Source organism: Thermoanaerobaculia bacterium (assembly GCA_018057705.1).
Lineage (GTDB): Bacteria > Acidobacteriota > Thermoanaerobaculia > Multivoradales > JAGPDF01 > JAGPDF01.
In genome coordinates, this window is sequence record JAGPDF010000013.1 from 1 (window position 1) to 19980 (window position 19980).

Annotated in this window: 20 protein-coding genes and 1 pseudogene; 11 read left to right on the forward strand and 10 right to left on the reverse strand. The window is 62.9% G+C overall.

The window, feature by feature from the left end; all coding sequences use genetic code 11:
- Positions 1-800: 800 nt before the first annotated feature.
- The 3 genes from KBI44_06030 to KBI44_06040 all read left to right on the forward strand — a co-directional run bounded on the left by KBI44_06030 (position 801) and on the right by KBI44_06040 (position 2443).
- The gene (locus KBI44_06030; protein MBP9144022.1) at positions 801-1127 is read left to right on the forward strand and encodes a hypothetical protein; all 327 of its coding nucleotides are present in this window, start codon (positions 801-803) and stop codon (positions 1125-1127) included.
- A 266-nt stretch (positions 1128-1393) separates the two neighbouring features.
- The gene (locus tag KBI44_06035) at positions 1394-2017 is read left to right on the forward strand and encodes a hypothetical protein (GenBank protein MBP9144023.1); all 624 of its coding nucleotides are present in this window, start codon (positions 1394-1396) and stop codon (positions 2015-2017) included.
- Between the two features lie 51 nt (positions 2018-2068).
- A complete protein-coding gene (locus KBI44_06040; protein MBP9144024.1) occupies positions 2069-2443 on the forward strand; it encodes a hypothetical protein in 375 nt (124 codons plus the stop codon).
- A 298-nt stretch (positions 2444-2741) separates the two neighbouring features.
- Here the strand turns inward: KBI44_06040 and KBI44_06045 are convergent.
- The 7 genes and pseudogenes from KBI44_06045 to KBI44_06075 all read right to left on the reverse strand — a co-directional run bounded on the left by KBI44_06045 (position 2742) and on the right by KBI44_06075 (position 11272).
- A pseudogene (locus KBI44_06045) lies at positions 2742-3849 on the reverse strand (IS3 family transposase).
- A gap of 667 nt (positions 3850-4516) precedes the next feature.
- Entirely contained in the window at positions 4517-5236 is a 720-nt protein-coding gene (locus KBI44_06050; protein MBP9144025.1) for a DUF4339 domain-containing protein, read from the reverse strand.
- Positions 5237-5538: 302 nt separating this feature from the next.
- The gene (locus tag KBI44_06055) at positions 5539-7131 is read right to left on the reverse strand and encodes a DUF4339 domain-containing protein (GenBank protein ID MBP9144026.1); all 1593 of its coding nucleotides are present in this window, start codon (positions 7129-7131) and stop codon (positions 5539-5541) included.
- A 90-nt stretch (positions 7132-7221) separates the two neighbouring features.
- Positions 7222-7599, reverse strand: a complete 378-nt coding sequence (locus KBI44_06060) for a hypothetical protein (protein ID MBP9144027.1) — start codon at positions 7597-7599, stop codon at positions 7222-7224.
- Between the two features lie 1246 nt (positions 7600-8845).
- Positions 8846-9460 carry a hypothetical protein gene (locus tag KBI44_06065; GenBank protein MBP9144028.1) on the reverse strand — a complete coding sequence of 205 codons (615 nt, stop codon included), beginning with the start codon at positions 9458-9460 and terminating at the stop codon, positions 8846-8848.
- 171 nt (positions 9461-9631) lie between these two features.
- Positions 9632-10396: a hypothetical protein gene (locus KBI44_06070; GenBank protein ID MBP9144029.1), complete on the reverse strand. Its 765-nt coding sequence runs from the start codon at positions 10394-10396 to the stop codon at positions 9632-9634.
- A gap of 51 nt (positions 10397-10447) precedes the next feature.
- On the reverse strand, positions 10448-11272 hold the full coding sequence (locus KBI44_06075) for a hypothetical protein (protein ID MBP9144030.1): 825 nt from the start codon (positions 11270-11272) through the stop codon (positions 10448-10450).
- 221 nt (positions 11273-11493) lie between these two features.
- Between KBI44_06075 and KBI44_06080 the strand changes: the two genes are divergently transcribed.
- The 8 genes from KBI44_06080 (at position 11494) to KBI44_06115 (ending at position 18155) form a co-directional block, all read left to right on the forward strand.
- Positions 11494-11748, forward strand: a complete 255-nt coding sequence (locus tag KBI44_06080; GenBank protein ID MBP9144031.1) for a type II toxin-antitoxin system HicA family toxin — start codon at positions 11494-11496, stop codon at positions 11746-11748.
- A complete protein-coding gene (locus KBI44_06085) occupies positions 11745-12083 on the forward strand; it encodes a type II toxin-antitoxin system HicB family antitoxin (GenBank protein MBP9144032.1) in 339 nt (112 codons plus the stop codon). The genes KBI44_06080 and KBI44_06085 overlap by 4 nt, the downstream gene beginning before the upstream one ends.
- A 28-nt stretch (positions 12084-12111) precedes the next feature.
- Positions 12112-12819: an SDR family oxidoreductase gene (locus KBI44_06090; protein MBP9144033.1), complete on the forward strand. Its 708-nt coding sequence runs from the start codon at positions 12112-12114 to the stop codon at positions 12817-12819.
- Positions 12820-12965: 146 nt separating this feature from the next.
- Positions 12966-13454, forward strand: a complete 489-nt coding sequence (locus KBI44_06095; GenBank protein ID MBP9144034.1) for a 6,7-dimethyl-8-ribityllumazine synthase — start codon at positions 12966-12968, stop codon at positions 13452-13454.
- 84 nt (positions 13455-13538) lie between these two features.
- On the forward strand, positions 13539-14036 hold the full coding sequence (gene nusB / locus KBI44_06100) for a transcription antitermination factor NusB (protein ID MBP9144035.1): 498 nt from the start codon (positions 13539-13541) through the stop codon (positions 14034-14036).
- Positions 14036-15145 (forward strand): transglutaminase domain-containing protein, encoded by a 1110-nt coding sequence (locus tag KBI44_06105; GenBank protein MBP9144036.1) that lies wholly within the window; start codon positions 14036-14038, stop codon positions 15143-15145. The genes nusB and KBI44_06105 overlap by 1 nt, the downstream gene beginning before the upstream one ends.
- Positions 15142-17640: a leucine--tRNA ligase gene (locus KBI44_06110; GenBank protein MBP9144037.1), complete on the forward strand. Its 2499-nt coding sequence runs from the start codon at positions 15142-15144 to the stop codon at positions 17638-17640. Before KBI44_06105 ends, KBI44_06110 begins: the two co-directional genes overlap by 4 nt.
- Positions 17637-18155, forward strand: a complete 519-nt coding sequence (locus tag KBI44_06115) for a hypothetical protein (GenBank protein ID MBP9144038.1) — start codon at positions 17637-17639, stop codon at positions 18153-18155. Before KBI44_06110 ends, KBI44_06115 begins: the two co-directional genes overlap by 4 nt.
- 76 nt (positions 18156-18231) lie before the next feature.
- Here KBI44_06115 and rpsT read toward each other — a convergent pair whose 3' ends face one another.
- The 3 genes from rpsT to pal are packed head-to-tail and all read right to left on the reverse strand — an operon-like array spanning position 18232 to position 19937.
- Positions 18232-18495 (reverse strand): 30S ribosomal protein S20, encoded by a 264-nt coding sequence (gene rpsT / locus KBI44_06120; GenBank protein ID MBP9144039.1) that lies wholly within the window; start codon positions 18493-18495, stop codon positions 18232-18234.
- A gap of 58 nt (positions 18496-18553) precedes the next feature.
- Positions 18554-19393, reverse strand: coding sequence for a tol-pal system protein YbgF (gene ybgF / locus KBI44_06125; protein MBP9144040.1), 840 nt, complete (start codon positions 19391-19393; stop codon positions 18554-18556).
- 10 nt (positions 19394-19403) lie between these two features.
- Positions 19404-19937: a peptidoglycan-associated lipoprotein Pal gene (gene pal / locus KBI44_06130; protein ID MBP9144041.1), complete on the reverse strand. Its 534-nt coding sequence runs from the start codon at positions 19935-19937 to the stop codon at positions 19404-19406.
- Positions 19938-19980 lie beyond the last annotated feature (43 nt).

The following is a 19980-nucleotide window of genomic DNA, read 5'->3' on the forward strand; positions in this document are numbered from 1 at the left end:
CAGCAGTGCCAGCACCACCTCGACCCTCGCCTCCGCCTTCAACGCGCTTCGCTTTGGCATCGCTTTCGCTCCTTCGGCCCTCAGGACCTAACATAGCCTGAGTCCCAGGAACTGCGAGCTATACAGGCCTGCAATGCCTTCGATCGCAACGCTGGCAGGGGTGAATTCCGCGAAAGACTGAATCGAATACTCCGCGCGTACGACTCCGGCTTCGACCTCTCAGAGGGCGGGGAGGTCTTCGCACTCTCGCCGTCTGGCCTTGAGCCGCTCCTTGAAGCGCCGGTTCCGGGCACTGATGCTGAGAACACCATTTCGCGAGTTGAAGCAGCAAAAAGAGAGTTCCGACTTCACCGTGCTTCTGAATCGGAGAGGCGAGATTCGGTTCGAGAGTTGGCCGATGTCCTGGAGTACCTGCGTCCAAAGTTGAAATCCGTGCTCGCCGCAAAAGATGAGCAGGACCTCTTCCATCTCGCAAGCAGTCTCGTTATCTGGCAGGGCATAAACGCAAGCAACATAGAATCAAGAGCTTAGATAGACGGTCCGATTTTGGGGTACGCCGGGGTAACAGGTAGGCCGTTTTTGGGTAACGGACCGGCATCGTTTCCGCCGCAGTTACGGCACGGTCGGGAAATATGGGTACACGCACCCCTGAGCTGGGGGCGGATCGTCGCTCCTGCGCCCGCCTGCGGCTTGCAGTCGGTTCGCCGGGTGTACGATCGCCCCCTTTTATGCTCAGGGCTCGTTTGGAGCCGACTGTCTCAGGAGCCAAAGAGAGCAAGCCCGCGACTTAGAGGTGAGTGATGCCACACAAAGAAATGCAACAAAGGCGGTTGGGGCAAGGATGTGGGTTCACCATCGCCTTCTTCGTAAGCTTCTTGGCCTCCCACTTCCCCTCTGCTGAAGAACCGACGAGACTTCGATGGGAGGGCGCCTGTGGCGTGTTCGGTTTCCTCGTAGGTCTCTGGACGTTCTTCTACATGCGGGACGAACATAGAGAGGAAGTGAGGATTGACAAGTGGTTCCAAGAGTCTCTTAGAGAGAACTTCCCTTCGATGTTCAGGAAAGGGGATGCAGTTGAGGAGGAGGAAGAAGAAGTCGAGGTTGACGTAGAAGACCGACGGAAGTAGGAAGTGGTGACTTTGGTCTTGAGTTCTCTTGCTAGTCGACCCTTGGGGAAATTCCTCATGCCCTTTTCTTTGACTTGGCGCGCCCTGTAGTGCCGTCGGTGCAGACCCTGCGAAGGCGCAGGGGGCGAGAACGGTCGAAGCCATCACTTGCGGGAAACCTGAAGGGCTTCCGCCTCTCAACGGGACGCCTAGCCCCGCGTATTCTGGTGGGTGGAGCTCTAACAGGTTTCTCTTTGAACTCACTGCAAGACTAGGAGGCTCTCTAGATGGAGGTCTACGTAAGTAGAAACGGCGTCCGCACAGGACCCTTCACCGAAGACCAAGTAAAGTCCATGTTGGCCGCCGGCTTGATCTCGCTCGATGAACTACTGATGGGCGAAAGGGCGGCGGACCGCACGGAACGAAGTGCTAGTTCAACCTCACCTCCGTCCGCTCCATCGCCAGTGCTTCCAACGCCCAAGCCAAGAAGAAATATCCCCGAATTGCCTCTTGCGTTCCGATTAGGGGCAGGCACCTTCTTAGTCTTCGGCGTCCTGGTGGCGGTCCTTCCATCGCCCTACCCCGATCTTCTCGCGGAGTTTGTGGGAGCGGCAATCAGTGGACTTTTGATGGCCTGGATAATCTTCACATTCGTGTACACGTTCGGAATCAAGGTCGGTCAGTCGATGGAGCTCAAGGGGCCACGCGGAGTTTTGCTCCGCGGACTCCCGACACTCCTGGTCGCGGTTCCGGCAATGCTCTTTGGAATCGCGCTCGGCCTGGGAGTCTTCCTCGTGATCTGGAGGGGAGAGTTCCGTTCCTTGATCGGAATTGGCATCTTCGTCGCCTGGAAGTGGTACGGATTGTCGAAGCGAAAAGTTCAAGCGAAGGAAGTATCACCGCCTGCCTAGCTCGCGCGAGTCTGCTCGTTCTCGGGCGCGCCTGGGCGAGGCGCGCGACAAATGAACACCACGGAGGAGAAATCAGTGACTAATGGCGAGGATACGAGGCAGCTCGGAGAGCGTATGGCGACCATCCTTCGCGACTTGCAGCGGCGGTCGGGCGTCGTCTATTCAAACGCGGCAGTTATTGTGCGGGACAGTTCAGGCGCGATTTCTGCCGTGAGTCTTCGGACTAGGGGAAAGCAAGATAGAAAGGCTCCTGATGCCGCAAGTTGGGAGGAACTCCAGAGAGAAGCGCAGAGGGCTCTCGCGGAGCTTCTAGCGACGCACGAGGCGGGAACCGGAATGAGCTTTGGAGTCGACTTTCAGATCGAACGAGAAGGAAAGAGCAGTGAGATACGCAAAGTGACCATCATGTACGACGCACTCAACTAGCTAACGCGGAGCCGGCGATGCTCGATTGATCGACTGGCTTGACAAGTACAACGGCGGGATCGTGGGGCCGGCAACGCTGGCGCTACTCTTCGTGACGGCTTGGTACGCGCGTGGAGCTGCCCCGATTCGGTGGACAGTTTGCGACTTTCGCTCATACGACCGGCTGTGAGTCTGTAGTGGAGCCCCGCAGGGGCTCTATCAGTTCTTGGTTCCCACGGAAACGCGGCGTGCCGTCGAGCTCGGCGGCTGAGACCGAGTCGGCGTGACGAGCTTCGATGCGCATCGGGCTGATGTTCCCGATCGCCGAGTGCCGGCGGCGGGGGTTGTAGAAGCCTTCGATAAAGGAAAAGACCGACATTCGAGCCTCGGCCTGGGTTCGAAACGTCTTCCGATCGAGCAGCTCGCACTCGAGCGTGGCAAAGAAGTTCTCGCACATGGCGTTGTCGAAGCAGTCGCCGACCGTCCCCATCGAAGGCCGGACATGCGCCTCGCGACAGCGTCTTCCGAATTCGATCGAGGTGTACTGCAGCCCTGGTCGGAGTGGTGAATCACGTCCTCCGGCTTTCGCCGCGCGAGCGCCATCTCGAGCGCTTCTGCGACGAGCTCGGTGCGCAGATGCGTGCGCATCGCCCAGCCGACTATGCGGCGGCTCCAGGCGTCGAGCACCACCGCGAGATACAGGAAGCCGCTCCAGGTCGGCACGTAGGTGATGTCGGCCACCCAGAGCTTGTTCGGTCCATCGGCGGAAAATTCGCGCCGGACGAGATCCGGCGCAGCCGAGGCTTTGCTACTTCGAGTCGTGGTGCACACGAAACGACGCCGACTGACGCCCTGCAAGCCCAGCTCTATCATCATCCGAGCGACTCGCTTGCGGCTCACCGCCAAGCCCTCTTCGGCGAGATCGTCGAGGAGTCGGGGGGACCCATACGTGCCTTGGGAAAGCCGGTGAAGCTCTCGGATCCGCGTCGACAGCGCCGCATCCTCGCGCGCTCGCTTCGACGGCTTGCGATCCAGCCACGCGTAGTAGCCGCTGGTGGGGACCTCCAGCACTCGGCACTGCGTGGTTACGGGATAGTCGGCCTGATGCGCTCTCACGAATTCGAAGACCCTGACGGGATCGAACCGGTCTCCCGAGCGAACCAGACCGCGGCTTTTGACAGGATTTCTCGTTCGGTCTTCAGCTGCTTCACTTCGCGCCGCAGGCGACCGAGGTCGTCGCGCTCTGCGCTCGTCAAATCATCCGCTCGTCGCCCCTGATCGACGTCCGCCTGCCGAACCCAGTTGCGGATCGCCTGGCTCGACGGCTCGAACTCCTTCGCCAGATCCTCCGGGCTACGACCGGATCGGGCCAACTCCACCATCCGTGACCGAAACTCTGCGGGGTACTGCGCGTGACTCCTCGGCATCCTGGTCTTGTCGCTCTAAAGAGCATGAAGTGTCCACGAAACCGGGGCAACTCCACTTTGAGCCCAGTCCGATGTCGCCTTCTCACCAAGCGCCTAGGGAGTACTGAATGGAGGTGGAGGAGGTGCAGAGCCGCGGGCAACTGGCGGCTGAGGCGTGGAAGGTGCACGGCCGCTGGTTGGTGGAAGCGGAGGCGGCCCCCCGCCGTGGATGGACAACTCATCCCACCGTCGCCTTGTAAGAAGAAGTCCAACTTGGAACGCGAGCGGAACAAAGAGCGCCGCCGACGCAACATCCCACGCATCTAGATTGAAAGCGCCCCACAAGCCTGTGTGTTCGCCTGTACTAAAGTTAGCCTGGCCCAGCTGGCTGTTCCCTTCAAGCATTTCTGCGAATGCCCGGTTTCCAGAGGCGATGCCGACCTTTGCCGAGCGAAAGCCGATAGCGGGCCAAATATCATCCATCCATAGAAAAAAGACCGCAGTGGTGAGCATGGCGAGGACCTTCGCTGGGACTGACCTGGAGAATCGGTAGCTGATCAGAAAACCGGCGCAGCCGTAGCAGAAGGGCTCCAGAAACCTGTCCACAAAGCCGAAAAGAGCGAGTTGGACTGGGAAGGTCTCCATTGGACCTAGTCCACCAACGGGACTGTTCGGGAAGATCTGGAGCTCATGCGTCCGCTCCATAGGTGTTTCGCACTCTCTTGGATTTCTTGAAGTAGAACCACCAAACAGTGCAGTAGAACGCTTCTTTCGATGCGGATCCGACGATCCCGCCCAGGACCGCGGTCAAAACGTCTGTCGGCAGGTCGCCCATCACTAGCAGTGTAATGAGCTCCACTCCGCCAAAGGCGGAAATGCGGAAGATGAGGAATCGCATTGCGAGAGCCCGACCGCCGGACCTGGCGCCCCAGAGGATGAGTCCGACAACAACGCTGCAGACCTGGATCAACGCGAGGCCGGTGTTCTCGACGATCACTCCCGTCTTGAGACTCGGGAAATGAGAGAAAGCTGCCTCTGCACCCTTCCACGCCTCAGTGGTCTGGTTGATAAAAAAGAGGGGCCCTAAAACTGTGAGGCCGACGCAGAAAAGCAGAAGCCAGCCACCGACGCCCGTCGGGCCAAGTGGCACGGGCATTGGCTGTGCGGGTGTGGGCGTGTAGAAGGGTTCCGAGGCCGTTAGAGTCTGGGTAGGAGCAGGGGCGGCGGCTGGCGTTGGCGGGGGCGCTAGAGCCAGAACTGTGCTCAGCGGGGCCCAGTCGGGCATGCCATCCGCCCAGGCCAGCGTGATCGGCGCGATCGACCCACTTTCAAGCATCTGTTGAATCTCTTCAGTGGTGTATGGCCCTTCTTGCTTGTTGTTCTGGAAGATGTGTACCAGCAGGCGCATGCTTGTCTCCAACCGAAGGACCTGCACTTCTGCTGCGCGCCCTAGGAGCGTCTTGAAGCGCGCGGCACATCGAGCGCCTCGACAGGAACGAATCGTCAGGGGGCTGGCAGGCAGCCGGTGCTGGCATGGACGCCAGACTCGCGGGGACCGCTCGCCTCCTGAAGAATCGCCGATCGAGAATGACCGCAATCATCTGGGAAGATGAACTTGACTGCAAGAGCAAGGGTCGTAATCGGTGGCGAGCTTGGGTCGACCGGCGGATCGAGCCGGATTCTTAGTCACTGAAGGCGAGCGCGGTCGGCCTAGCGGGCAGCCCTGGCGAGCAAGGCACCCAGGATCGTCCCGAGAGCAAACTGGGCGGCGAAGACGACGGCCCAGACTTTCAAAGCCGTAACTCTCGGCCCTGCGGCAAGTGCAGCTCGGTCGCTCTTGTTGGTGATCCACCATCTTGCGATGAAGAAGTTCATGATCGCAGGAAGTACATTGGGCTTTCCGCCCGCCGCTGAGTTCAGAATTACGCCCACGAGAATACCCTGCAGAATGCAGAGTGTTATGACGACTTGCAGCGCGGCCCCACTTGGGGATGGACTGCCGGCTGCCTGGGGCCCAGCCGGCTCGGTCAGTGGCGGAAGCACTTTCGCGAGTTCAGAAGAGGGTTCAGCTCGATTCATGTGAACGGCCTCGATCAAACCCAACTCCTCAACCTCGCCAGCTCGAGCCCAATCGGTCATGCCTTCGCGCCAGACAAGTGTGTCTCGAGGATTGGAACTTGTCTCCAGGATTCTGCGCAAGGCCCCTTCGGGGATTGGCCCGCTACGCTTGCCGTCGTAGGCGTAGTACCAAACCGAAGCCTCGTCGCCCATGGATGCTCCCTCGCTGGAAGAGTCCTCTTTACTCTCGTCAGTCTTGTTCTGATCTTTCGCGGCGCGGCTCCAGCGCTCGTGAGCCAACGACGAGCTGAGCCTTCCAAAGTTGAGTTGAGGATCACCAGCTTCGCCCGTCTCTAACACTGGGGCCGGGTCGTGTTCTGAGAGTTCTTGAGCGGCCAGCCCAATCCTTTTCCGCTGTCGGTCCAACAGCCAATAGAGAGCCGTTCCACCAAAGACAAGGAGGGCGGCGATGAGGCCTTTCAGCAAAATCACGGCAAGTCCGCTTAGCGTCGAAGTCTCGTTCAGCTTCAGAATTCGCTCCGACCACGCGTGAGATGCCGTGCGCGTCCACTCCAGATCGTCGGCCGCCCCATAGCAGTAGAGAAAAAGCACCTTGCCCTTGACGTGGACAAACGCACTGGTCATTACCGACGTTACAGTTGTCGCATCTGGATCTAATTCAGCGCGAAAGTTCGTGTTCACGAATGTAGACCAAGCGAAAGCGTGATCCGAGTCTTCATGTGCCGGAAGCGGCACTACGCTTCCGAGAGCAATCTGAATCTCCGCGCCAAGACTTGCCGAGACTCCTTCGCTCACCTTGTCGAAAAGCAAGGGCAGCTCCTTCTTCAATTTTGCAAGGCCGTCTTCAACCTGCTTGCGGCCAACCTCCTTGAGTTCCTCGAACTGCGAATGGCTTATCGACAGCGGCGCCGTACTCCGAGCTACCTGCACTCTGAAGACGCGAGTGAGTGGCGGTATCTCCCCACGGAGCGCAATCGGGATATCGCTCTCGGCGATGAAGACAGCGAGCTGTTCGTTATTGGGCCAGATGAACTGCTTCTGGAACTCGTAGACTGTCCTGAGTTCTGGAGTGAGCGCTACAAAGCCGTCCGGCGGTGGGATCTCGAGCTGCGTTCCGCCAACAGAAACCGACACACCCCCCACAGGCGGCGCAAGGCAAGTTGCGGTGGCGAGCGCTAGAACTGCGAGAGCCCTACCGGGTGCGCCTACTCTTCGAGTCTTCAAGGTCGTATTCCTGGCTCTCGGCTGATTCGTGGATGGGGTCTCATCTTCCGGATCTTCGCTGTGATTTCTGGGGGTCGGACAAGTTGGCGCCTATTTGGGGGAGAGCGGACGTTCCACGCGCAGGTCGAACTCCCAGTCGTAGGTGTACCCCGGGAACTCGATGGGAACCGTGAAGGAGGCGCTGATGCGGATCCTGCCGCTAGGCAGTTCAACCTCGACAATCCCTGCATCGATTGGTAAATCGAGCTCGCGCGCCTTGCTGACCAGGCGTTGCTTGAGCAGCGAGGCGGGCGTGTCACCAGCCTCCTTCGCCTGCTCGACCATATAGTCGTAGAGTTCGGAAGCTGCGGTTTTCGCGGGCAAGAGCTTCCAGAGAACGAACAGTGTCGGCAAGGCGAACATCGCGAAAACGGTGACAAGTAAGATGCAGCCCACTCTCACTGCACCCGCCTGCCTCTGGCGATCCATTATCGGTCTCCTCTTTGCGAACTTGGTTTGCCAGTTTAGCCTGCGCCTTGCAGATCGCGCCGGCTGCCGCTACCTACAACACTTGTGCGCACCCTCGCTGCGGGCGCGGAAGCCCCAGCCGCTGCGTGTTCGCCCTCAGGTTTGTTACCGGTGGCAGGTGATGCACTCGCGCGCCCCGATCGGTGCGGCGTTCGGCCCCCGGAAAACTGAGTGCCCCGGGGCTTGCCGTCGGACCAGGCCTCATGGCTCCTGTGGCATCAACCACAGACGAAGCGAATGCCCCTTGCCATCGATATTGCCCAATTTGCGCTTCGCGCCGGGTGATAAGGCGACGCTTGGCTGTCGCATCAGCAAACGTAATCGACGAGGTGTTCCCTCAAGAGTGGTTCGCTCGCGGCAGCAAAGTCACTGACAGCCCAAAATGGTCGGACAGTCTTCGATCGGGCCTGGGTGCGTTCGGCCACCTGGCGGTCGATTCCACGCGCCAGCTTGAATCACTCCTGGCGCAGATGTGGTCGATGCAAGCGGAGGGCGCGGAATCGCGTCGGATCGGATCGCCATCCGCCGCGGTAAGGGCAACGAGCCCAGCATCCAGCAGAGCACTTTCGAGTGCGATGCGATTCGCACGTGAGCCATAGTAGCGAGGGCCACCCCGAACCAGATCCTGATTCAAGTCACCTAGAACGAACAACTCGACGTCCGGGTCGTTCCGCCGGATCGCCATCCAGTCTGCGGATTGGACAGAAAGCGCCGCGCGAAATGCGACGCTACCCTTACTCGGAAAGCCCCGCCACTGGCTACCGAGCCAAGGGAGAACTGTCCCAAAGACGATGAAAGGGGGGCCGGATTCGGGTCTGATGCGAGCCGCTGCCGACCTCGCCGGATCGGACGTCGGCAGCGGATCCAGTGGGAACCGTGACCAGAGGGTCACCCAGCGGTGCTTCTCCTCGTGAAGGCCATCACGGCCGCTTGCGGAGGAGCGGGAGAAAGCATGACCTGGGTTGAAGTCATCATGCGTTTCCGTGAGGACCCACACATCAGCCCGCTCGCGGGTAGTGTGCAGGACAAGGCCGCGCGCCGGTGAGGCGCAACGGGCAGTGCGACATTCCATGTGGCCAGCTTTAGCACCACCTACGTCTCCTCATCGTCTCAGACAAGCCTGGGCCTGAGGCACAGTGCTCGATACCAAGTCGGCAAAGCCGAAGCGCTGTGTCCGAATTCAACCGCCTGGTCGACATGACTCGCTTCAGACTCTGCGCCTTGGAAGATGAATCTTGTCCCACTCGGGCGCGTAGGCTTCGGGTTCCTGCATCTTGTATACCTCTTCGACAGGCATACTTCCGATCTGCTGCTTAACGACAGCTTGTTGCTCTTTCATCAGGGCTTCGACGGCAATAGCCACTGCTTGGCAGAGCTCCCGTACACGCGCGGCATTCTCGCCACTGAACACCAACGTACGCGCCTGGAGAGTGCCGATGCCACCAATGGCGGGCTGCCCTGGAGCCTCACGAACATGCACGGTGACGTGGTTCTCCTCGAGAGCGTTCACGGAATGTGCAGCGTACTTGTCGCGAATCACCCGAAGAAAGTCGTGAATCGCCCGCAGGTCTCCCGGGAGGGCCTTCACAACGCCAGCGTCGAGCCTCGGGCGGACCCCACTCGTGAAGCACCGTGAGTAGCGAATTGCAATGGCAGTCGAAAGCGCGTCGACTAGAACATAGCCTTTAGGCGACTGCGGATCGACTGCTTCGAGCTGCTTGCAGAAACCGATTGTTGTCTCGAGGTCATACTTCGCCCCTGCGAGGTCAGCGAGCGTTGCCGCCTCTCTTGACATGACTAATCTGGGGCTCCAAGTCGCCATCTTAGTATGCTCCGAATGACGTCAAGCGTATCCTGAACAACCGAGCGTCAGCAGAATCCGCCGTCACCTCCTTCAGTTGTCCCTTCTGGGTGCTCGGACAGCTGAAACAAACAACGAAGCGTCCCAAAAGCTGCGCGCGACGATCTTCTTTAGATCGCGACAAGCATTCGCTCATTTGCCGGGTCGGAGTGACTCGTCTAGACGGTCGCAGTAGTAGGTGTAATAGCCACGCAACGTCCCCATGCATGACTCCGCCAAATCTAAGACATCGTCGGTTCCGGCTGCGGCGAGTGCTGCTCGAACCTCGGAAGTGCGACCACGAAAAATGTAGCGCGTCTTGTCTTCTATGGACCTCATCCAAACATCTTCCTTGGGTAGATGGATGGACATGCCGGGGCGGGGGCACCGCTCCCGGTTTGGGTCATCGATCTTCGCCGTGCTCTCCACCTTAAGGGCTAGCTCCGCACCGGTGTCCGTCTTGCCGAAGGGAATGATCTGGCTGTGGCGAACGTCGACCAGGAATGGATGCTCGTGGTAGTCGGACCGTCGCAGCTTTTTGAAGAGCGATGAGGTCGGCGTCCATCCAGGAAACTGCGCGGGGATCCACTTCTTGCCAGTGACTTGCGAGAATTCGTGACGACAGATCTCTGTAAGCTGCTGCGTGAGGCCTATGAACTCTCTAAGCGCTCTCCGTAGTTCGGCAGGGTTAGCCTGAGCTAGCCTGAGCTTTCCGAACGCGTGCTCAAGATCGCGGAAGACGATTGCACTGTCCCTGGGAGGCGCTGCTCGAGTCATGGAAGTGGCTGGAGCGGCGCCTGGCAGATTATGGGCGGCACGCCGCGGCCGGGCGCCGCTGCTGAATACGCCCGTTCGATCGAACTGCCAAGTGGTGCTTCCGAACGAGTCGACGAGGGAGGGATTCATGGCAATCAGCATTTGCAGGAGACATCCAAGGAGCTCCGAAGGGGTGGATAGCCGGAAGAGCTCTCATGCCAACAGGCCTGCCGATTCGAGCTGACCGCGGAATATCTTCGCCCCGTATCCGCTGACTCCGCCGTCTGGAAGTCGCTCGAGCGCAACGTGAAGCGCCAGAAGCTGCTCGCAGCTAAAACTCCTCAAAGGGGCACGTCGGAGAGCTGCTTCGGTGTCGGTCGTGGGTATTACGACGCCGAACCACGGCTCAGGCTCGGAAAGGGCGAAGACGAACACTAGACCGCTCCAAGAGTCGAACCAGAACTCCTCGCCTGCGGGGGTCAACTTGTAGCCACCGGAGAAAGATCCGAAGAACGCCGGGGAGCACTTCGGATCCGACCGCACCAATGCACCGTCGACGGTTGCGCGAACCAGTTGAATGGTGTCCTGGGTATCGGCGGAGCTGGGAAACTCGTACTGATGCTCGACTCGGTTTCTCCGGTCGACCGCTCGGGCAAGAGCGTCGGCGGCGAGTTGGTCAAAGATCCCTCGACGAACTAAGAGCGCTGCCTTCGACTCAGCATCTCGAGGCGCATCGCTGCAGAACGCGAAGCCGTCGCGGCGAAGATATTGATCAACCAAGTTAGACAGTCCCCGTCTCGCATTCATTAGCGCAGAGACAAGAAACCGCGCCTTGTCTTTCCCGTCAGGCAGTGCGGCGGCCGCGTTAACATCCAGAATGGCCCACTCAACAAAGACAGAGAAGTCGCACCCCTGCGGCTCCATGAAGGTTGTTGTCCGAGAAAACTGGTCGGCTGAGTTTGATTCCACCGCCGTGAGCGCATCGGCTGGGTCGAGGACCTCAATAGTGGTGCGAGGGGCCGCGTGTGCAGGGGCCATGGTTGATATGCCGCTTAACGGACCTGGAGCTGAGCGTCACGGCACCATGCCGAACCGGAGAAGCCGGACGCCCGCTCGTGCGACTGGAAACGTCGTGTCACCATCATGCTGTAGAGGGTAACATCACGTTAACTGAGCGGCGCTGCAAGCCGAAGCGGACCGGGCTCCGCTCGCGTTGCCCGCAGCGAGAAGATGCTATCGTAATGTGCTAGCATCGAACCGTGAACGCGAGGCATCGGAAGACGCTCGCGGCAATCTTCGCGCGGCCGACGTTGGCTTCGATTCCCTTCGTGGACATCGAGGCGTTGTTCATTGCTCTGGGTGGGTCCGTCGAAGAGCGCGCGGGATCGCCGGTGAAAGTCGAGCTTGCTGGAGAGACATGGCGCTGCCACCGGCCGCACCCGGGCAAGGAAGCGGAGCGCTATCAGGTCGAGGAGGCGCGGGAGTTGCTGGAGAGAGCGGGGGTGCATCCATGAACACGATGACGCACAAGGGTTACCTGGCGCGGGTCGAACTTGACGACCGGGACAACATCTTCGTCGGGCGCATCCTCGGCGTGCGCAGCATCATCAGTTTCCACGGTGAGACCGTCGCCAAGCTGCGCTCCGAGTTCAGGAAGGCCGTCGAGGACTATCTGGCCGAGTGCGCGGAGGCGGGGATCAAGCCGGAGAAGCCGGCTTCGGGGAAGCTCCTGCTGCGGGTGCCGCCCGAAGTCCACGGGCGGGCTCTCGTCGTCGCCCAGGCGGCGGGGAAGAGCCTGAACCAGTGGGCGACCGAGGTCCTGCAGCGCGCTGTGAAGGCCGGCGGCTGACCGCGTCATGGCGCCTTCAGGAGAAGCGATGACAGGCCAGGCTCTCGGCGCCGCGGTGATCTCCGGCGCGGGCTCCGGCATCGGCCGGGCGGCGGCCCTGGCGCTCGCGCAGCGCGGGCATCCGCTGGTCCTCCTCGGCCGCAGTGCCGGGCCGATCGACGCGACGCTTCGCGTCGCGGGCGGTAAAGGGATCGCGGTGGTCGCTGATGTGCGGGATGCCGGCGCGGTGCAGGCGGCGGTCGAGCAGGCGCGCGCCGCCGGTTTCCGGCCGCAGGTGGTGGTTCCTTCGGCGGGGGTCGCCCGCGTCGCGTCTTTCGGGGAGCTCACCCCCGAAACCTGGCGCGAGTCGCTGGAAACCAACCTGCTGGGAGCTGTTTTCCTTTACCGGGCTTGTCTTCCCGACCTTCTCGAACGCGGCGGGCACCTCTTCGCCTTGCTTTCGGTGGCGGCGAAGAAGGGTTTCCCGGACTGGTCGGCCTACGCGGCGAGTAAATGGGGGCTGCGTGGCGCGGTCGCTGCCTTGCGCGAGGAGCTTGCGGGCTCGGCGGTGCGGATCACCGAGATCTACCCGGGAGCGACCGACAGCCCGCTCTGGGAAGGCGTGCCGGGGGAGTGGAATCGGGCGTCGATGATCTCCCCGGAGGCGGTTGCCAAGGCGATCGTCTGGGCGCTGGATGCGGATCCGACGACCAGCGTCGAGGAGATCCATCTGCAGCCGAGGGGCGGTAATCTGTAGGCGATCGAGGCGCTCCGGGCCCTCCAGGCCCTCGGATATCTCTGAGCGCTCAGAGGGCGGTCGACGCACCGGCGCCGCGCTGGGCGCCCGTGCGTTGACAGGCTTCGCGTCCAGTTCGTAGACTTCTCATTTGAAAGGGGTTAATCGTGAACTCGGGGGTTCCTGACAGCCTTTCCCTGGACGGCACGGGGCGGCGTTTCGGCATCGTCGCGGCGCGTTTCCACGGCGCGGTGGTGGATCGTCTCCTCGCCGGCGCCGAGAGCGCGCTGCTCGCCCATGGGGTCACGGCGGCCGATATCGAGGTCGTCCGGGTGCCGGGCGCCTGGGAGATCCCTGCCGGCCTCGACGCCCTGGCGCGCAGCGGCCGGTTCTCGGCGCTCATCGCCCTGGGCGTCCTGATCCGGGGCGGAACGCTGCACTTCGAGGTCATCGCCAACGAGTGCAGCCGCGGCATCGCGGAGGTCTCGCTGCGTCGTGAGCTGCCGGTCGCCTTCGGCGTGCTGACCTGTGAGACGATGGCGCAGGCGGTGGCACGGGCCGGCGGGGAAGAGGGCAACAAGGGCGAGGAGGCTGCCCTGGCGGCGCTCGAAATGGCGAGTCTGCTCGACCGCCTTCGCCAACACCGGGCTTCCTGACCACCATCACTCGAGTCGGTAGCTCTCGTCCGCAAGGACGGAAAGGCTCTTTGAAGAGGGGTTCTGTTCGTGGGAAAACGTAGGATGGCAAGAGAGATGGCCCTGCAGATGCTCTTCCAGCGCGACCTGGGCGCCTCTGCCTTGCCCGACGTCCTGCGGACGTTCGACCCCGAGGACTACCTCCGGCAGCTGCGGGCCGACGAAGTCGAGACGCGGGAGGCAGAGCCCGAGACTCCGGCGCCGCCGCTGCGGCCGGTGCCGCGACCCGACGAGATCCAGGACGCCTTCCTCTATGCCGGCCGCCTGGTCGAGGGGGTCGAGAGCCACCGCGAGCAGATCGACGACCGGATCCGCGCCCAGGCGGAGAATTGGCGCCTCGAGCGGATGCCGTCCGTGGATCGCAACATCCTGCGCCTCGCCATCTACGAGATGTGGCACCAGAACGACGTGCCCAAGCTGGTCGTGGTCGACGAGGCGGTCGAGCTCGCCAAGCGGTTCGGCTCCGAGCAGTCGGGCCGCTTCGTGAACGGCGTCCTGGATGGCCTCATGAAGAACGAGCCGATGCCCGGGAGCCTGCGGTGATGCGCGCTCCGGCCGGACCGGTCGCGCACGGCAAGTTGCGGGCATCGCAGGGGTCGCGGGTGTCGAGGATCTGGCGGGTGCGGCTCGCCGCGATCGGCCTGTGCGGTGCACTGCTCTCCTCCCTTCCGGCTGGCGCCGCGACCCATGTCGTGCGCGGCACCGACAGCGCTACCATGCTGATCCCGGCTGGTGTGCAGGTCGAGTCGTATGCGAACTCGGGGTATCGCCTGGTCGTCGCCGACGCGGTGGCGCAGGTCGAGGTCGACCTCGCGCCGCTCGCCAGCCGGCAGCGATTCGAGGAACGGGCGCTGCCCGCGGCGAGCGGTCCCGAAGCGCGCCTGGCGCGCGCCGTCGCCGCCGGGTCGAAGACGCGCTTCGAGGCGGTGTCGCGGATCCTCGGCTGGATCTCCGCCAACGTGCGCTACGAGCTCGACCGCACCCAGGCCCAGGATCCCCGGTCGGTGCTCGAGCGGCGCTCGGCCTATTGCACGGGCAACGCGCGACTCGCGGTGGCGCTGCTCGACGCGCTCGCCATCCCTGCCCGGGAGATCGCCGGCTACGTCGTGGACGATTTCTCCGGTGGTGCGGCCGCAGGTTTTCATCGTTGGATCGAAGTCTTCTACGACGACCGCGGCTGGGTCTTTTCGGACCCCCTGGCCAGCCACAATTTCGTCGCGGCGACCTACCTCCGACTCGCCTCGAGTGTCGTCGAGAGCGATCTGCCCGGTCCCGCGCTGATGCTCTCGCGCGACAACCGCCTCGAGGAGATCGACCAGCTGGCCCAGACGCCGGCCCGGCTCGTGCTGGCGCGCGCCAACGGCGCCGGCCGGCGCTCGGCGGCGCTGCGCGTGCTCGTTCCGGGCTTTCCCGACGGCGAGGCCGAGCTGATCGGTCCCGGCAGCCGGAGATCCCAGAGCGTGCGCGGCGGCACGGCGGTCTTCCTCGGCCTGGCGCCGGCGACCTACGAAGTGCAGATTCGCGAGCGGGGGCGACTGGAAGCGACTCGACGGATCACGATCGATGGACCCGTACTGGCGGATGTCGTCATCGCCTCGGCGACCGGTATCGCAGCGGGAGGGGGAGTGGGAGAGGGCGACGGCAGGCAATGAACGGCTACGAGCACAAGCAGATCGAAGCGAAGTGGCAGGAGCGGTGGGAGCGGCAGCGCGCGTCGGAAGTCGATCTCAAGAACTCGCGCGAGAAGTACTACATGCTCATGATGTTCCCCTATCCGTCCGGAGACCGGCTGCACGTCGGTCACGGGCGCAACTACATTTTGGGCGACGCCCTCTACCGCTACCTGCGCATGCGCGGCCGGCGGGCGCTCAATCCGATGGGCTGGGACTCGTTCGGTCTTCCGGCGGAGAACGCGGCGATCCAGCGCGGCATCCATCCGCGCGACTGGACGCTCGACAACATCCGCGTCATGAAGAGCCAGTTCCGCAAGTGGGGGATCCTCTACGACTGGTCGAAAGAGATCACCTCCTGCCTTCCGGACTACTACAAGTTCAACCAGTGGCTCTTCCTGCAGATGCTGGAGAAGGGGCTCGCCTACAAGCGCCGCGCACCGGTCAACTGGTGTCCGAGCTGTCGCACGGTGCTCGCCAACGAGCAGGTCGTCGAAGGCGCCTGCGAGCGCTGTGGCACGGCGGTCGAGCAGCGCGAGCTCGAGCAGTGGTTCTTCCGCATCACGCAATACGCCGATCGCCTGCTCGCCGGGCTGGACGGCCTCGGCGGCTGGCCGGACAAGGTGAAGGCGATGCAGCGCAACTGGATCGGGCGCTCCCAGGGCGGCGAGATCGACTTCGCGGTCGTGGGACGCGCCGAATCGATCACCGTCTTCACCACGCGGCCCGACACCATCCACGGAGCGACCTTCCTCGTGCTCGCGCCCGAGCATCCGCTGGCCGCGACGCTCATCGCCGGACATCCGGAGCGCGAAGCGCTCGCGGCATGGATCGAGAAGGTCCGCAAGACGCCGCGCATCGAGCGCGAGGGCGAGAGCTCTCCCAAGGAGGGGCGCTTCACTGGTGCGATGGCGACCAATCGCGCGACCGGCGAGGCGATTCCCATCTGGCTCGCCAACTACGTCCTGCCCGACTACGGCAGCGGTGCGATCATGGCCGTGCCCGCCCACGACGCCCGCGACCTCGCGTTCGCCCGCCAGGAGAAGCTCGCGGTGCGGCTGGTCTACCATCCCGACCGGCCGCCCGGGGGACCGGACGCAGCGCTGCTGGCGGAGGAGATGGCGGCGCCGATCCTGCACGAAGGGCGCATCCGCGGCTGCGGGCAGTTCGACGGCCTCGCCGACGGCCCTGAGACCATCCAGCGCTTCATCGACTGGATGGAGAAGGAAGGCTGGGGGCGCGCCAAGGTGACCTACCGCCTGCGCGACTGGCTGATCTCGCGACAGCGCTATTGGGGGACGCCGATCCCGGTCGTCTATTGCGACGCCTGCGGCATCGTGCCCGTGCCCGAGAGCGAGCTGCCGATCGAGCTGCCCTACGACGTCGAGTTCACCGGCAAGGAGGGCAATCCGCTCTCGCGCTGCGAGTCGTTCGTGAACACGACCTGTCCGCGGTGCAAGGCACCGGCCCGTCGCGAGACCGACACGATGGACACGTTCGTCGACAGCTCCTGGTACTACCTGCGCTACCTTTCGCCGCGCGATCCGCAGCGCATCTTCGATTCCGAGATCGCGGCGCGATGGGCGCCTGTCGACCAGTACATCGGCGGTATCGAGCACGCGATCCTGCACCTGCTCTATGCGCGATTCATCTGCCGGGTGGTTCACGACATGGGTCTGGTGCCGTTCGAGGAGCCGTTCACCAACCTCTTCAACCAGGGAATGATCACCCGCTACGCCGAGAAGACCGGGCGGGTGGAGAAGATGTCGAAGTCCAAGGGCAACGCGGTTTCGCCGGATCCGCTGATCGACGAGATGGGCGCGGACACGGAACGCGTCTACACTCTCTTCCTGGGCCCGCCGGAGGACGAAGTCGAGTGGAGCGACGAGGCGGTCTCCGGGGCCTACAGGTTCCTGAATCGCATCTGGCGGGTGGCCGAGCGGCTGCACGACTGCCCGCCGACCGCGCCCTCCGATGACGCCCTGGAGCGCCTGCGCCACGTCACCATCCAGCGCGTGACACGGGATCTCGATCGCTTCAAATTCAACACGGCGGTCGCCGCGCTGATGGAGTTCCTGAACGGTCTGACGCGCGCCGTGGAGGAGAAGACGGCGTCGAAGATCTGCTGCGAGGCGGCGATCGACACGCTGGTGCAACTGCTGCATCCGATGGCGCCGCACATCACGGAGGAGATCTGGGAGATGCGCGGCAACGGGCAGTCGCTGCTCGAAAGCGATTGGCCGGTGCTCGACGAGGCGAAGCTCCAGCGGCAGCAGTTCCTGCTCGTCGTCCAGGTCGACGGGAAGCTCCGGGACCGCATCGAAGTGGAGAGCGCCTGGGGCGAGAAGGAGGTCCGGCGGGCGGTACTCCTTAGCCCGAAGGTGCGGGAGCACCTCGGAGGCAGGGAGATCGAGAAGTTCGTGTTCATTCCCGGACGGCTGGTGAACGTGGTGACTCGAAAGGACATGCCGGCATGAAGCGCTTTCCCCGTTCCGCCTTCTTTCTCCTCCTCGTCACCCTGGCCGGCTGCGGCTACTCGCTGGTCGGCAGGGGTTCGAACATTCCGGAAGAGGTCCGCCGTGTGCAGCTGGTGCCGCTCGAGAACGCCACGCCGCGCAGCCAGGTCGATCAGATCCTGACTCGCGCCCTGACGACCGAACTGGTCAATCGTCGCCGTTTCGAGGTGCTGAGCTCCGCGGAGGGTTCCGATGCCGTTCTCGCCGGCAAGGTGACCTCGTTCACCCTCAGTCCGGTGACCTTCGACAGCGAAGGACGAGCGACCGAGTACGAGATTGCCATCGTGGTGAGCGTGACGTTCAAGCAGGTGGGGACGGAGGTCCTGCTCTACGGCAACGACAACTACCTGTTCCGCAGCAGCTACGAGGTTCAGGCCTCGGAGCTCGGCTTCCAGGACCGCGAGACGCCGGCCATCGAGGCCACGGCGAAGGACTTCGCCGAGTCTCTCGTGACCGATCTGCTCGAAGGCTTCTGAGGAGGGGTTGCGGCATGGACCGGCGACCCGAGGGGGTCGCCGGGGTCCGGAGCATCTTCTTCTGCTTCTTCTTCTGTTACTGGGCCTTGCGCAGCGAAGCCACCAGGCGGGACTTGGTCCGCGCCGCAGTGTTGCGATGAATGATGCCCTTCTGGGCCGTCGAGTCCACGACCTTGATGGTCAGCGGCAGGAGCTCTTGGGCCTTCTTCTCGTCGCCCGAAGCGACCGCTGCGCGCAGCTTCTTGACGGCGGTCCGCATCCGCGAGCGCATCGTACGATTCTTGATCCGCTGAGCCTCAGACTTTTCGGCGCGCTTCTTGGCCGACTTGGTGTTCGCCATGGTGAACCCTTTCGCTTCGATCTAAGAGAATGCCCAGTCCGGGCAAAACGGGATTCTACTACTTCCGGCCTCCGGGATCAACGCCAAGGCTCTGCAGTCGCTGTTTGGCCAGGTTGGCTTCGTCCGAGGACGGAAAGCTCTTGACCACGTTCTGCAGCTGCACGATACCGTCCTTCTTCTGTCCCTGCTCGAGGAGCGCGAAGCCCTTCTTGAGCAGCGCGCTCGCCGTCTTGTCGCTGCGCGGGAACTGCTTCAGCACCCGGTCGTACTCGGCGATCGCCTCGACGTACTTCTGCTGGCGGTAGAAACACTCGCCGATCCAGTAGATGGCATTGTCCGTCAGGTCGGTATCGGGAAATGCCTCCAGGTACTGCTTGAAGCCGAGCATCGCGAGGTCGTAGTTGCCGCGCAGATAATCGCTGTAGGAGGTCTGATAGAGAGTCTCCGGATCCGAGCTCACCGCGGCCGAAGGCTGCGATCCGTCCGCCGCCGCGCCCGGAATCAGGGGAGCTGTGCGCGAGGCTTTGAGGTCCTGGTTCGTGGCGGCGATCTGCTGTGAGACCTGCGCCAGACGGTAGTTGGTGTCCTCGAGCTTGTCCTGCAGCTGGGCGATCTGGGCCGAAAGGCTGTTGATGTCCAGCCGCATGTCGGCTTCGGCCTTGAGCAGCGCGTCGGTCTGGCGCTGGATCGTCGCCTCGAGCTGGGCCACTTCCTGTTTGCTCGAGCCTTGCTGCTGCAGCTGCGACGCCTGCTTCTGGACGTCGGCGATCTGGTCGCTCAGCGCGTCGATGTCGGTCGAGGAGACGCAGCCACCGATCGCCACTCCGGCGGCGATCAGGGCTGCGAAGGCTGCGCGCTTTTGCAGAATCGTCCTGCCGGCCTGGTTCATTCCGGGCAACGATCGCACCTCAACCGACGTTCGTGCGTCCGGTGACGACGAAGTGGGCCCTGCGGTTCATGGCCCAGCAACTCTCGCTGCTCGCGGTGCACTGCGGACGCTCCTCGCCATAGCTGATCGAACGCATCCTGGACGCGGCGACGCCGAGGGAAGTGATGTAGTCGCGGGCCGATCCGGAGCGCCGGGCGCCGAGCGCGAGGTTGTATTCGTTGGTGCCGCGCTCGTCGCAGTGGCCCTCGATCGTCACTTCGAACTCGGGGTGGGCACGCAGCCAGTCGGCGTTCGCCGCCAGGCGGGCGCGGGCGTCGTCGCGCAGGTCGGCCTTGTCGTATTCGAAGAAGACGTCGCCCAGGAGGCCCTGCTTGACCAGGTAGTCGTTGATCTTCGCGAGATCGGGGTCCTTCAGCGGGTCGTTCTCGGTCGGGTCCACGACCGCCGGGCGCGCCTGCGGATTGACGTCGGTGGCGGGCGGCGGCGTGGCCACAGTGTTCGCATCGACGTCGCTGGTTTTCGGAGCCTTCTTGGCGCAAGCCGTCACGACCATGGAGAGTGCCAGCAGGGCTGTCCAGAGGATTCGACGCGTGTTC

Excerpts from the sequence above, each read along its gene's own strand:
- KBI44_06030 (MBP9144022.1), top strand. The coding sequence starts at position 801 with ATGCCACACAAAGAAATGCAACAAAGGCGGTTGGGGCAAGGATGTGGG.
- KBI44_06035 (MBP9144023.1), top strand. The coding sequence starts at position 1,394 with ATGGAGGTCTACGTAAGTAGAAACGGCGTCCGCACAGGACCCTTCACC.
- KBI44_06040 (MBP9144024.1), top strand. The coding sequence starts at position 2,069 with ATGAACACCACGGAGGAGAAATCAGTGACTAATGGCGAGGATACGAGG.
- KBI44_06050 (MBP9144025.1), bottom strand. The coding sequence starts at position 5,236 with ATGCGCCTGCTGGTACACATCTTCCAGAACAACAAGCAAGAAGGGCCA.
- KBI44_06060 (MBP9144027.1), bottom strand. The coding sequence starts at position 7,599 with ATGGATCGCCAGAGGCAGGCGGGTGCAGTGAGAGTGGGCTGCATCTTA.
- KBI44_06065 (MBP9144028.1), bottom strand. The coding sequence starts at position 9,460 with ATGGCGACTTGGAGCCCCAGATTAGTCATGTCAAGAGAGGCGGCAACG.
- KBI44_06070 (MBP9144029.1), bottom strand. The coding sequence starts at position 10,396 with ATGCTGATTGCCATGAATCCCTCCCTCGTCGACTCGTTCGGAAGCACC.
- KBI44_06075 (MBP9144030.1), bottom strand. The coding sequence starts at position 11,272 with ATGGCCCCTGCACACGCGGCCCCTCGCACCACTATTGAGGTCCTCGAC.
- KBI44_06085 (MBP9144032.1), top strand. The coding sequence starts at position 11,745 with ATGAACACGATGACGCACAAGGGTTACCTGGCGCGGGTCGAACTTGAC.
- KBI44_06090 (MBP9144033.1), top strand. The coding sequence starts at position 12,112 with ATGACAGGCCAGGCTCTCGGCGCCGCGGTGATCTCCGGCGCGGGCTCC.
- nusB (MBP9144035.1), top strand. The coding sequence starts at position 13,539 with ATGGCAAGAGAGATGGCCCTGCAGATGCTCTTCCAGCGCGACCTGGGC.
- KBI44_06105 (MBP9144036.1), top strand. The coding sequence starts at position 14,036 with ATGCGCGCTCCGGCCGGACCGGTCGCGCACGGCAAGTTGCGGGCATCG.
- KBI44_06110 (MBP9144037.1), top strand. The coding sequence starts at position 15,142 with ATGAACGGCTACGAGCACAAGCAGATCGAAGCGAAGTGGCAGGAGCGG.
- KBI44_06115 (MBP9144038.1), top strand. The coding sequence starts at position 17,637 with ATGAAGCGCTTTCCCCGTTCCGCCTTCTTTCTCCTCCTCGTCACCCTG.
- rpsT (MBP9144039.1), bottom strand. The coding sequence starts at position 18,495 with ATGGCGAACACCAAGTCGGCCAAGAAGCGCGCCGAAAAGTCTGAGGCT.
- pal (MBP9144041.1), bottom strand. The coding sequence starts at position 19,937 with ATGGTCGTGACGGCTTGCGCCAAGAAGGCTCCGAAAACCAGCGACGTC.